Annotated in this window: 11 protein-coding genes and 1 pseudogene; 7 read left to right on the forward strand and 5 right to left on the reverse strand. The window is 34.5% G+C overall.

The genetic code is table 11. The features are described from left to right. Nucleotides 1-5: 5 nt before the first annotated feature. The gene (locus ABWU72_RS02775) at nucleotides 6-578 is read right to left on the reverse strand and encodes a thioredoxin family protein (protein ID WP_006279694.1); all 573 of its coding nucleotides are present in this window, start codon (nucleotides 576-578) and stop codon (nucleotides 6-8) included. Between the two features lie 108 nt (nucleotides 579-686). Here ABWU72_RS02775 and tmk point away from each other — a divergent pair, with 108 nt between their 5' ends. After that, nucleotides 687-1,277 (forward strand): dTMP kinase, encoded by a 591-nt coding sequence (gene tmk, locus ABWU72_RS02780; RefSeq protein ID WP_155969309.1) that lies wholly within the window; start codon nucleotides 687-689, stop codon nucleotides 1,275-1,277. Here the strand turns inward: tmk and ABWU72_RS02785 are convergent. The 4 genes from ABWU72_RS02785 to ABWU72_RS02800 all read right to left on the reverse strand — a co-directional run bounded on the left by ABWU72_RS02785 (nucleotide 1,270) and on the right by ABWU72_RS02800 (nucleotide 5,902). Further along, nucleotides 1,270-1,938: a hypothetical protein gene (locus ABWU72_RS02785; RefSeq protein WP_010081999.1), complete on the reverse strand. Its 669-nt coding sequence runs from the start codon at nucleotides 1,936-1,938 to the stop codon at nucleotides 1,270-1,272. The two genes, tmk and ABWU72_RS02785, sit on opposite strands and share 8 nt — an antisense overlap. 154 nt (nucleotides 1,939-2,092) lie before the next feature. Then, nucleotides 2,093-3,931 (reverse strand): ATP-dependent zinc metalloprotease FtsH, encoded by a 1,839-nt coding sequence (ftsH, locus tag ABWU72_RS02790; RefSeq protein WP_353283850.1) that lies wholly within the window; start codon nucleotides 3,929-3,931, stop codon nucleotides 2,093-2,095. A 12-nt stretch (nucleotides 3,932-3,943) separates the two neighbouring features. Continuing rightward, nucleotides 3,944-5,239, reverse strand: a complete 1,296-nt coding sequence (gene tilS / locus ABWU72_RS02795) for a tRNA lysidine(34) synthetase TilS (protein WP_007548788.1) — start codon at nucleotides 5,237-5,239, stop codon at nucleotides 3,944-3,946. Between the two features lie 183 nt (nucleotides 5,240-5,422). Next, nucleotides 5,423-5,902 (reverse strand): OmpA family protein, encoded by a 480-nt coding sequence (locus tag ABWU72_RS02800; RefSeq protein ID WP_010081889.1) that lies wholly within the window; start codon nucleotides 5,900-5,902, stop codon nucleotides 5,423-5,425. Between the two features lie 275 nt (nucleotides 5,903-6,177). On the opposite strand from ABWU72_RS02800, the gene ABWU72_RS02805 reads away from it, so the two are divergent. From ABWU72_RS02805 to ABWU72_RS02835, 6 genes and pseudogenes are all read left to right on the forward strand, one after another. Continuing rightward, on the forward strand, nucleotides 6,178-7,599 hold the full coding sequence (locus tag ABWU72_RS02805; RefSeq protein WP_155969311.1) for a carboxypeptidase: 1,422 nt from the start codon (nucleotides 6,178-6,180) through the stop codon (nucleotides 7,597-7,599). A 23-nt stretch (nucleotides 7,600-7,622) separates the two neighbouring features. Then, a complete protein-coding gene (locus tag ABWU72_RS02810) occupies nucleotides 7,623-8,699 on the forward strand; it encodes a rod shape-determining protein (RefSeq protein ID WP_007548791.1) in 1,077 nt (358 codons plus the stop codon). A 316-nt stretch (nucleotides 8,700-9,015) separates the two neighbouring features. Then, nucleotides 9,016-10,128, forward strand: coding sequence for a tRNA 2-thiouridine(34) synthase MnmA (gene mnmA, locus ABWU72_RS02815; RefSeq protein ID WP_353283851.1), 1,113 nt, complete (start codon nucleotides 9,016-9,018; stop codon nucleotides 10,126-10,128). A gap of 1,036 nt (nucleotides 10,129-11,164) precedes the next feature. After that, nucleotides 11,165-12,421 (forward strand): annotated as a pseudogene (locus ABWU72_RS02820) (hypothetical protein). A gap of 59 nt (nucleotides 12,422-12,480) precedes the next feature. Continuing rightward, nucleotides 12,481-12,987 (forward strand): inorganic diphosphatase, encoded by a 507-nt coding sequence (ppa, locus tag ABWU72_RS02830; RefSeq protein WP_155968438.1) that lies wholly within the window; start codon nucleotides 12,481-12,483, stop codon nucleotides 12,985-12,987. A 44-nt stretch (nucleotides 12,988-13,031) separates the two neighbouring features. Beyond that, nucleotides 13,032-13,184 (forward strand): hypothetical protein, encoded by a 153-nt coding sequence (locus ABWU72_RS02835; protein WP_179943781.1) that lies wholly within the window; start codon nucleotides 13,032-13,034, stop codon nucleotides 13,182-13,184. Nucleotides 13,185-13,349: the final 165 nt, after the last annotated feature.

Raw genomic sequence — 13,349 nt, forward strand, 5'->3', positions numbered from 1 at the left:
GATATTTAACCTGTAGAATTAGACCATTTAATTGAGCAGCCAATACTTGATTTTTGGTCAATTGGAGAATTACCAGTTTCTGCAATAAATTTCATAGCTTGAAATAAGTCACTACTTCCTACTTCATAGCTTTGAACCTTTTCTTTTTTTGTGTCGTTAAAACGTCCACGATAGCAAAGGTTTAAATTGGAATTAAAGCCGAAAAAGTCAGGAGTGCAAACAGCCCCGTATTCTTTAGCTATTTTCTGTGTACTATCAATTAAATATGGAAATGTAAACTTATTTTCCTTGGCAAAATTAATCATATTTTCAAAGGAATCTTCTGGATATTCATTTACATCATTTGGCATTATTGCAATGGTGTTTACCTGATAATCTTTTTTCAATTGATCAACATCGCTTACCAGATTGCTAATAATTGACTGAACGTAAGGACAGTGATTGCATATAAACATTATAATAAGACCATTTTTTCCACAACAGTCACTTAATGCATAATATTTATTGTCTACTCCCAAAAGATTAAAATCTTTTGCAGTAAAACTAAAATCGACTTTAGGAGTATTCAGAGCAACCATAGACTATTATTATACCACATGTAATTTACGGTCTTATTATTTAAATGTCAAACGGTTTCTATGTATACTGTTTGCATATTCTTTTTTAGTATTATAATTATAAAACTTATGTTCATAACTTTCGAAGGAATAGACGGCTCTGGTAAAACAACACAATCTAAGCTACTTGCAAATCATTTTAAGCAAATTCACGGCGAAAATAATGTGGTATTGACTCGAGAACCAGGTGGTACTGATTTTGCAGAAAAGATAAGAGGAGTGTTGTTAACGAATAACATTGATCCTATTTCTGAACTCTTGCTACTTATCTCGATGAGGCGCGAACATATGAAAAAATTAATATTACCAGCTCTTGCAGAAGGAAAAATAGTGATTTGTGATCGGTTTATTGATTCAACTATTGCATATCAAGGATATGGGTTTGGAGTTGACTTAGGGCTAATAAGGGACTTACATAAGCTAGTGGAAATTAAATATCCAGATATTACATTCATTCTAGATATTGATGTTAAAGTTGGGTTAAATAGAGCAAAAGACAAGAATAAATATGAAGAAATGGATGTTAATTTTTACAATAAGGTCAGAAAAGGATTTCAGGAAATAGCCATAAAAGAGCCCGTTAGGTGCAGTGTTATCACTGGAATTGAAACAAAAAATGATAATCACGTACACAATGAAATTATTGATAAAATCACCTAGCTTGTGATAGAAAATTATCAATTTCAGGTAACATTATTTCATATGAATAACTTTTTGTTTGAGTAGCTAAAAAATCCTGTATTTTGTCTGGATCTTCTTCACTTATCATCTTATATGCCCTTGCGAGGTTCATTAATTCACTTCTATTTTTTTTATTGCTTACTTCAGTAATAGTAAAAAATTGATCAAAATGGTCTAAGAGGTCTTTATTTTTTATTGAAGACACAATATCGTCAATTTCTTTCACATATAATGCAAGTTTGTGTGCTTTACTACGATCTTCAAAACAAAGATTAACAAGCACGTTACGAAACCTATCTTTCGTAGTACTTCTCACTTCTGCTAATAAGGACTTAATATTTTCTTGGCAATGCACTCTCTTTACCGATTCAGCCGGTTCAACCATACCAAGAACATTCTTTACCAAAGATTTTTCTTCACAACTAAATATGAACATGTAATAACCCATCGATAAAGTGAAGAGCAAGAACATAGCCGGAAGTAAAAACGGAGCTAATACATTTTGTGACGCAGGGAAAATAAACCAGGTAACAGTTGCTATTGACACAGTTACAAATAATCCTGATAAACATAATTGTGCTTTTCTTCTATAATTCTGATCAATAACTGTACTTACACCAATAGAAGCTATATCAATCATTACTCACACCTCATTAAACATTAATACTAACTGAATGATAGCATTATTGTGATGAAAATGCAATATTATGAATATTTTAATACAATTTATATTGACAGTTACAATTCTGAATGTTTTATTGCAGCGTTAGCTGATTAGCATTTTTAAGATGAGGTCAACTCTCATAGAGAGAGGATTTTTTTATTTTCTCATTCTTCTCATTTTCCTCTCTAACAATTTTTTTTCCATTTAATATGTCCTTTATTTCATCTCCTGTTAAAGTTTCAAACTCCAGTAGATTTTCGGCAATGAGATCTAAGCCTTTCTTATGCTTGGTCAAAATGTCTTTTGCTTTTTCATAGCAAGAAGATACAACTTTCTTCACTTCTTCATCTATAAGTTTTAACGTATCTTCAGAAATTATCTCAGAACCATGTATGGTTTGTTCGCGATTGTGATAGATCGGGCCTATTTTGTCACTCATTCCCCATTTTGTTACCATAGCGCGTGATAAATCAGATGCTTGTTTTATATCCGAAGATGCACCGCTTGTGACTTTATCGTAGCCAAAAATTAGCTCTTCTGCCACTCTTCCACCCATTGCAACAGTTATATCTGCTAGCATCTTTTCTCTTGTGAGGGACACTCTATCTGTTTCTGGTAGTCTCATAACTAAACCGAGTGCCCTACCGCGTGGAATAATTGTTGCCTTGTGTATAGGATCAGAAGCAGGCATATTAACAGCAATCATCGCATGACCAGCTTCATGGTATGCAGTCAGTCTCTTTTCCTCTTCTGTCATAATGAGAGATCGCCTTTCTACGCCCATCATCACTTTATCACGTGCATATTCGAAATCATCCATGGTAACAATCTTCTTGTTTCTTCTTGCAGCGATAAGTGCAGATTCATTCACCAAATTTGCTAGATCAGCCCCTGAAAAAGCTGGTGTTCCTCTTGCAACTGTTTTCACGTTTACATCTGGTGCTATTGATATTTTCTTTATATGAGTATTTAATATCTTTTCACGCCCATTTATATCGGGTAAAGAAATAGTAATCTGTCGGTCAAAACGACCAGGTCTAAGCAGTGCTGGATCTAAGACATCCGGACGGTTAGTCGCAGCAATTATTATTACACCTTCATTAGACTCAAAGCCATCCATCTCAACTAATAACTGATTTAATGTTTGTTCTCTTTCATCATTGCCGCCACCAAGACCAATGCCACGATGTCTACCCACCGCATCTATTTCATCTATAAAAATTATACAAGGAGCATTTTTCTTGCCTTGATCAAACATATCACGAACACGACTTGCACCAACACCCACAAACATTTCAACAAAATCAGATCCAGAAATACTAAAGAATGGCACATTAGCTTCTCCTGCAATTGCACGAGCAAGTAAAGTTTTACCAGTTCCAGGAGAGCCAATCAAAAGGCACCCTTTTGGTATTTTTCCACCTAATATTTGAAATTTTTGCCTTTGTTTAAGAAAATCAACGATCTCTACTAGCTCTTCTTTTGCTTCATCAATTCCGGCAACATCATCAAATGTTACTTTTTTTCCACTAGTCATGAGTCTAGCCCTTGACTTGCCAAAGCTTATAGTTCTGTTGCCCCCCGCTTGTGTTTGTTTAAGAAAGAATAGCAAGAAGCCAATAAAGATAAATGTTGGGACCCATGAGATAAGTAATCCACCAATTACGTTCATGGCAGAATCTCCAGTTGAAAAGGAGAATCTCACTTTTCTATCATGTAAATTTTTTATTAGGTCGCTATATATGACACCGCTTGAATTGAAACTTGAACCGTCCCTGAACTTGCCTTCAATGCTCTGGTTTTTTATGACAATATTTTCTACATCATTGTCTTCTAGTCTAGTTAAAAATTCCGAAAAAGGTATAATTGTTTTACTTTTACCTACATTTCCGCTGAACTGAATATAAGCAACTGAAATAAGAACAATAATTACTAACCAGATCAATAAGCCTTCTAAAAATTTTTTCATTTCTATTTCTAACTAAATACTAATCAAGCTTACCAAATTTTGTTTTATCGTGCTATTAATAATGCATTGAACCTTATCGTCATTGGTATTTTTTCCGTTATAATTTACATCAGGATAAGCAAGCACCTTTCCATCTTTTAGCACTACAGGCAAAGAATAGAAAACTTCAGGGCAGCAGTTGTAATCCTTCAGAAATTCAGGAACTTTTTGTGTTTTTTTTAATGGAGCGATGATAACTGAACACTCTTGATTTCCGAGTATTGTGCAGCTAAATCTGTTATCCCATTGAGTAGGTTCATTTAAAGGTAGGTTTAAGGTAATTTCTTGTATCTTTGACGATTCTCTAATTATCAAGATATTTTCTCCATGTTTTCTTATTTTACACCCAGAAAGTGTACAGTTAACATTACTATCCTTTTGCAATATTTTATTAAATATTACGATAAGGCTGTTGTACCTTGGTTTATAATGTTTACTGGCAATTGCCATTATGGAGTAAAGAAGAAGCCTCAAGGCTATTTCCTCTGGCAATTGATAAAACTCACTTAGTTTAATTTCAATATAACCAAGATCATGCACATTAACGCAGTCATTAAACGCAAGGCGTGTGTAGTGCATCAACGCTTTTGCAGCTCTTTTCATATGAAGGGCTGTGAGGCATATTCGCTCTGTTAAAATCTCTTGATTATCACTTGCTTTAAGTAAGTTACGGTATAAAGTTCGCCTGTATTTTAAGTCATAGTTGCTTCTATCTTCGATCCATTTTAACCGATGAAGCTTAGCGTACTTTTCTATTTCACTACGACTAAAATTTAACAATGGCCTAAATATATAAATACCATTTAGGAAAGACTTGTAGTCCATTGATGATAATCCATCTACGCCACTACCTCGCTCTAATCTTAACAAGAACGTTTCTGCTTGATCATCTTTGTGATGAGCAACAAGTAAATATTTAACATTATTATTTTTACACCACTCTGCTAGTAACTTATACCGTGCTTTTCGTGCCTGTAACTGAATATTGCCTTTAATATTTTGCTTCTCCCAATTTAATATGAACGATTCCTTTGCTCCAAGTTCCTTTGCATAACTTACAACAAAATCAGCTTCTTTTTGAGACTCTGGACGTAACCCATGATTTACTGTTAATGCTGTAGGAAGTGAAAGCTTGTTTTTTTTTGCCCAGTTAGTCATTAAGTGCAGTAAGACTATACTATCTACACCACCTGATACTGCAACTGCAACTTGATTGTTATAGAAAGCAAAACTATTAACCACATTTTGAAATAATAACTCTAATTCCATTATGTCTCTTGATGGCCAGACAGGTCAGATCTCTTACGTCATACCGCGACTTATTTGTGGTATATATAGATCCCGCTAACAAACAACGAAATATGCAAGTTTGTCCTTTTTTGTCTACCCCAGTGCCCTTTCTTTATGTCATCCCAGTGTTTGACACTGGGATCCAGGTTTTAATGCAAGAAACTATTTCTTTATTCCAGAAAATGAAAATTCCACTCTACGATTTTTAGCATGCTCTTTTTCATATTTAGAATTTCTAGAATCATCTTTTACATTAACCAAAGGCTCAGTTTCACCTTTAGAAGCAGTTTTTATTCTGTTTTCTATGTAGGGTGTACAACTAACCATAAATTTTTTAGCTGCATCTGCCCTTCTAGCGCCTAGCGCAAGATTATATTCATGAGAACCACGGTTGTCAGTGTGACCAGTTAAAGTAACCTTCGCGTCAGGGTTATCTTGTAACACCTCCATTACGTCAAGTAATGCATCTGCACTTACTTCAGCAATACTAGATTCATCATAACCAAAGAAAACTCTTTTATCACCTATCTGCTTAACAACAGAATTTATTTTATTTGTTGTATTTGCTCCTTTTTTTGGGCAAGAACTTACACCAGTAAGTAATAAACAAAAACAGCACATTATAACCAGTCTACTCCACATTACTAAACCTCCATAAATTTTAAATAGTGCGTAACTTTAATTTCAGTAGCTAATATCTCTCCATATTGTAATATAGTCAAGAGAAATAAAATACTAAATACTTTTTCTACAACCTTACAATTAATTTTCCTATAATATGCTGGACTCTGAGTAGAAAAATCCAATAAAAGAATAAAAAGTACAATTTTTTATTGTACTTTAAGCAAATATACTTTTAACTTTATTATTAATCTATTACGGTATTAAACAGATGTTTTCTAAAATAATGAACAAATATGCAATCTTATAAGTTTTTAGAGGAAGTATTATATAGGGTAAAGAATATCGAAAATACGCTAAAAGTACTAAACCAAAGCCAATTGAATATAGAGGACAAAGTTGAACAAATGAGTCTTCTAGAAGAAATCAGACATGAAATTATCTCTCATGACGCAATAAAGGAATCATTAGCAGATGCTCTTGGTAACAAAAAAAGTGCAAATACTCAGCAGCTAAAGTTAATAGAGAGAATACATAAAAGCAACAGTGCTGTTCCTATTGATTTAGTAAAGTCTTTATCCAAAGCTAAGGTTGAATGCCAAGATTTATGGAAGCTATCTCATTCTGAAACCAGTAACTTAGAAAAACTAAAAGAACGTTTTACTGATTTAATCACACTCATTCGCGAAGTAGCTTCTATAAAATCGCAGCAATTAAAATGCTCAAAATACGACTCACTGCTTGCTGACTATGACTCTGATATCACAGAAAAGAATATAAGGGAAGTATTCCCCAAGGTAGGCAAATTTTTTAGCGAAAATGTAGATAAAATAATTGAAAAGCAGAAAAAGGATAAGGTTACTAATATACAAAAAGTTGCTACTCAGAAACAGATTGAACTTGGCTCATTATGTTTACAGCAAATGGGTATTGCACTAAATGAGATTCGTACTTCTTATTACTACCCTATAGATTATGATGAATCTGATTTTTGTTATGGTTTATTTTCACTTTTACGGCATAGTGGTTATGCAATTTATCAAAAATGTTTAGCGCAAAATTCTATAAGTAGTCCAATTACGAGACATGTTATGTATGAAACTCAAGGGTTATTCATGGAAAGGATGATTGGAACATCCAGAGAATTTATTGAGTTCATTCAACCACACATAAAAGAGAAATTTGCTATAAAAGGCAAAACTAACGAGAAAGTTAGCAGTGTTGAAAATTTGTACTTGATTTTCAATGAAATAAACCTTTCTTCTTTTTTAAAAAATGCAGATGAATTTAGTCTGTTAGCTCATATTATGTTGAGAACTAGGTTAGAACAAGATATAATAAATGGTACATTGGAAGTCAAAGACCTGCATGATGCGTGGCTGGAAGGTATGAAGCACTATAAAATTCCAGTAAAAGCTGAAAATGAGCTAAACACTTATTTTCAAGATGAATATTGGGCAAGCGGTGTTATGGGCTACTTTCCTATAAAAATTATTGCTTTAATTGCTGCTGTGCAGATTTTCTCTTGCGTTAAAAAGAATCATTACGAATCATTAAGTGCTATAATAAAAGGAGATTTTAGTTTACTTATCAGTTGGTTATCTCAAAATATATACAGTGCAAAGTGTGGCCTGGAACTGCTAAAAAAAGTAACAGGTAAGGGTTTAGACGTTGAGTGCTGCATTAGCTACTTATCTGAAAAGTATAATTTGTCTTAATAAATGATTTTCTTGAGTTGCGTATGAATTTTGTTCGAAAATTAACCGGAAAGTTTTATAGCCTTTTTACTTTCAAAGGTTTGTTTGCTAGCGATATTGCTATAGACCTTGGTACTGCAAACACTTTAGTTTATCAGAAAAATCAGGGAATAGTGCTTGATGAGCCTTCAGTTGTAGCAAGAATAAAAGAAAAAGGAAGTTACGTTCCTTATGCTTTTGGTAAAAAAGCTAAAATGATGCTTGGGAAAACGCCTGGAGAAATAGAGGCGATAAGGCCCTTAAAGGATGGAGTTATTGCTGATTTTAAAAGTGCGGAAGAAATGCTAAAATATTTCATACGCAGTGCAAACACAAAATTCACTGTTAATAAACCTAATATTATCATATGCGTTCCATCTGGATCCACGCCAGTTGAAAGGCGTGCTATACAAGATGCAGCAGAAAGTGCTGGTGCAAATGAAGTATTTTTAATTGAAGAACCAATGGCTGCAGCAATCGGAGCTGGGCTCCCGGTTACTGAACCTGAGGGTTCTATGATTGTTGATATAGGAGGCGGTACAACTGAAGTTGCAATTATTTCTTTAGGTGGAATTGTTTATTCACGTTCTGCCAGAGTAGGTGGAGATATTATGGATGAAGCAATAAAATCATATATTCGTGAAAATCATAAATTATTAATCGGTGAAACAACCGCTGAGAAAATTAAGAAAAGCATAGGTTCAGCCAGTCTGCCAGGTGAAAATAACAAAGAGGGAATGATAATTAAGGGCAGGGATTTAGTGAGTGGCATGCCAAAAGAAATGCTTTTATCAGAATACCAAGTTGCAGAGAGTTTAATAGAGCCTGTACATCAGATAATTTCTGCTATTAAGACTGCGCTGGAGAGCACTCCACCTGAACTTTCTTCTGATATAGTCGATAGAGGAATAGTTTTATCCGGTGGTGGTGGATTATTACGTAATCTAGGTAAAGTTATCAGTGAAACAACAAAATTACCGGTTCGTGTTGCAGATGACCCACTTTGTTGTGTTGCCTTAGGTAGTGGAAAAGTGCTTGAAAACATGGATTATTTTGGCCATGTTTTATTCAAGCAAGATTAAATTATTTTTGAAGGTAGTTTATCGAATTGTTTTGATGGAATTATGTAATATAAATGAGATCCCAGTGTCATGCACCAAGTAATTTGAAGGCAACTTCTAGCAGAAAAGGGTGTCATCCGAGTAGCTAACACTGGGATCCAGGAAACTTGATTACAAATAAATATGCTGTTTTAATGAATTTGTGTAATAGAAGCTAGATTCCAGTGTCAGCTACTTTCATGACATCATCTACTATGTAAATTGCCCCCAAATCAAAACGTTTGCACAGTTGTATGTTGGAATGACACAAGATTTGCGTTTATAAATTAAGGCGATTATGCTAAAAGAATTTGAAATTGAACCTCTGCTAAAAGATAAAGCTCCGCACCAGACCAAGGCTATTGTTGCAATATCCGGGGGAGTTGATAGCTCGGTTGCTGCAGCACTGCTACATAACCTTGGGTACCAGGTGATAGGTGTAACTCTTCAGCTATATGGCACTGATGGCAATGCTAACGCAAGAAAGGGTGCATGCTGCGCTGGACAGGATATTTATGACGCTAAGCGTGTAGCTGAAAGTGTTGGCTTTCCTCACTATATTTTAAACTATGAGGAAATATTCAAAAAGGAAGTAATAGAGGATTTTGCGAGTACCTATATGCGTGGAGAAACTCCCATACCATGCGTGAGATGTAACCAAACGGTAAAATTTCGTGATCTATTGCAAGTTACAAAAAATCTTGGTGCGGATGTGCTCGTAACAGGACATTACGTGAGAAGGTTAGAAAAAAATGGTGAGGTAAAGTTGTGCAGAAGCATTGATAAAAGTAAAGATCAAAGTTATTTTTTGTTTGCTACAACTCAAGAGCAATTGAAGCTTTTGCGATTTCCACTAGGTGGGTTCTATAAAAGTGATATAAGAAAATTAGCAAAGTATTTCAGCTTACAAATTTCTGAAAAGCCGGACAGTCAAGATATATGCTTTGTTTCCGAAAGCTATAGTAAAACAATAGCTAAATTAGCTCCACAATCTGTACAGAAAGGTAAAATAGTGGATGTTAATGGAAAAGTGCTAGGCGAGCACAGTGGCATAGTAAATTTTACAGTGGGGCAAAGAAAGGGCTTGGGTATCGCACACAATGAACCTCTTTACGTGATAAAAATTAATACAGAGAATAATGAGGTTATAGTAGGCCCGATCAACGCGTTAATGCAAAAAAAGATATTGATCAAAGAGTTAAATTGGTTAGAACAACCAAAGGAAGGTATGGAAGTAACTGTGAAGCTGAGATCATCACATGCGGGAAGTTTAGCAACAATACATTCAACTGACGAAAAAAATAAAGCCTGTGTCATTTTAAACGACGATTACTTTGGCATCAGTCCAGGTCAAGCCTGTGTAGCGTATAAAGATGAGCAAGTTATCGGCGGTGGATGGATATGCTCTTAACCAAAAGCTTTAATGCAGAGTGTAAACATACAATAGACTTCTTGCATAACCATATAACATTGGGAATAGAAACGAAAAAACTTCCTTGACAAACTCCGCCAGCCCCCTTATCATGAAACTGAAGCTATTTATTTATCTTCTCTGTACAGATTAAATGACAAAAAAACTCACGTATCTGGCGTCTCATGTTTAATTTTTTGCACTATGTGCACTCTATGTCTTTATCAAATTTCTGGGTTTTTACCTACACAAGCTGAAATACGCTTATAAAGCATTTAAAACATTAAAAAACGCCAACTTAAAAAATGGATAGTGAATAACTAGCTACCCTAGGGTTTCTTTTGCCTTTTTTTCTGTTTAGTAAATTTCTTAACGTTTATAATTTAGATTAGTTGCGGCTTAAAAGCAGCTAAATCGCGGTTATTAAGTGTTTAGAATAAAAAAACGCCATACTTGAAAGTATAATGTAAGTAATTAGCCAACCACGGGGCTTCTTTTGCCTTTTTTTTCATTTGGTAAATTTCTTAAATATTTATGGCTAAACGACAACCGTCATCCCGCTAGCGGGATCTCTTGTTAGTGGCTGAGAGATACCGCGAATGAATCGCGGTATGACGGTTCGCGGCAGCATAAAGATAAGTCTCGTCATCCCACTGCTTGTTAGCGGGATCTGGAGATACCGCGGCGGTATGACGGTTCGCGGCGGCATAAAGATAAGTCTCGTCATCCCGCTGCTTGTTAGCGGCTAAGAGATACCGCGAATGAATCGCGGTATGACGGTGTAATGATGGTTAAGTAATTCGTCATCCCGCTACGTGTTAGCGGGATCTATGTTGAGAGATACCGCGAATGAATCGCGGTATGACGGTGTAGATAGTATCCCGCTGCGTGTTAGCGGGATCTCTTGTTAGTGCCGCGGCGGTATAGCTATACCTTTTTCTACTTAGTTTGGGTTATGCAAGAAGTCTAATAACATTTATTGCTATTTTGCCATGTATCCCTTATACTATAAAGTAGAACATTATAGGTTTCAGCAATGATAAAAGAAATTGAAGAACTAATAAAAATTGTTGGTAAGGGTAATTTATTAGAGACGTTATTTATTTTTTTAGGTAGCTTTCAACATGCTGACTTAGATCGTTTTATGGATCACAGAAATCATTTTGGTTTGTCTGAATTCATTAGAAAAAAAGAGGAACCATTAGATAAATATTTTAACTTAAAATTTAGTCTACAAGGGCTGTTTTTAATTTATGCTCAAGCTTATAAGATACTTAGTGAAAACAATAACCTGAATACTAAAGATGTCATAGATAAAATATATGAAGTTATTAAAGGGTCTGAGTTAAATGAATATATAAATGAAGTAGTAGATGGAAGAAAATTAGATTTACTTAACATCTTAGCAAATCCAAAGAGAGAACCAATATTTAAAACAGAAAAAGATTTTGAAAGTAAAGTACTCATTGGTGTTAGAAAGGTGCTAGATGAAGAAACTACATTAAATAAATACGATAGAGAATTTGCATTAAATAAGTGCGTTATCAGCAGCTATTATTCTATTCATCAAGACATAAAAGTAGACAAGGATGTAGTGTTGTTATTTTCTATACTTGTCGACTATCATAAGCTTTCTGAACATCACAAAGAGTCGATAAAAAAAGAAAATTTACCAATAATAGATAACGTGGTCTTTCTCACATATATAACGAATTTAGCTGGATTACTGCAAAGTATTAATCTGAAAGATCAAAATAGAGCCACTAAATATACGCTGAATCGCGAAAAGATAGGTAGCCTAAACAGAACATTTAATATGTTGGCAGATCAAAATAATCAAAATTTTCCAACCTTTAAAAGCATTGGACCAACCTTGAAGCAATAGCTAAAAAACCAGAATAGTGATGAATTTGAACAATTAGTAACAAACCCTAAAAATATATACTACTCAGTGCCACAAAAAGAGAATAAATGTAGGTCAAATTTCATTGTCAGCAAGAAAAAAGAAAAGAACCATAAAAATACAGCCTGTAAACTTATTTTGGGTATGTTTGTATTATCTGTTGGGTTATCTGTTGCTGATTATTTCCTTATGGAGCAAAAATTATTTAATCCAATAAAAGGTGTCCTACCACAGGATAATTTTGCTAATCTAGTAATTGCTGCAGTGCTTACTATCGTAATAGTATATGCTTTATTTCAATTATCACAGGAACCACCACTTTCAACAGTCAATAAGATGACGAATGAAAATTTAGGACAGCCCGTGCAAAACAAGCTTAGAACTACATAAATGTAGCAACTTAAAAGCATATATTGTATAATGCTTATTCTTAAGTTAAGAGATGATTTATGGATTTAAGTAAAATAACAGCGGTACCAAATGCGGTGAATGTGGTAATTGAAATAAGTGCGAATGCTGAACCTGTAAAGTATGAATTTAATAAAGAGCTTGGGTTGTTACAAGTTGACAGATTTTTATCTACCTCAATGACTTATCCTTGCAATTATGGATTTATACCAAATACCTGCGCAGGTGATGGTGACCCTGTGGATGTTTTGGTGCTAACTCAATTTCCCTTAGCATCTAGTGTTTTAATATCGGTACGTCCAATAGGCGCATTACTCACTAAAGATGAAAAAGGAGAAGATGAGAAAATATTAGCAGTGCCTGTTTCCAGTGTTGATAGCTATTATGACAATATAAAGGACTATTCTGACTTATCTAAAAGCCTACTAGATAAAATTACTCATTTCTTTTCTCATTATAAAGATCTAGAAAAGGGAAAAACGGTAGCAGTTGGAGAATGGGTTGGTGTGGAAGAAGCAAAGAAAATCATTGAAAAAAGCAGAAATTAGTTTTTATTGATTTATAGCTAAAGTGGCTTAGGTTTGCCCACAATTTGAAAAACAACAAATTCGTCATTCCGCTACTTGTTAGCGGAATCTATACCGCGCACAACTGTACGAACATTGCAATATGGCACATAGTAAACGATGTCATTCCAGTGCGTGACACTGGGATCCAGACTTTCCGTAAAAACGTTATATTTTAACATAACACTTATATGCTCACCAACTTAGTGCTAATCAAAATCCTGGATCCCAGTGTCTGGGCACTGGGATGACAAGAAAGGGAGCACTGGAATTTTTGTTTCAGCATTAGCCATGCATCTGAACAGATACAAATATTGCAATTAAAAGCATTAGACAGGTGGTAG

It is taken from the genome of Wolbachia endosymbiont (group A) of Lypha dubia (genome assembly GCF_964028575.1).
Classification (GTDB): Bacteria; Pseudomonadota; Alphaproteobacteria; order Rickettsiales; family Anaplasmataceae; genus Wolbachia; species Wolbachia pipientis.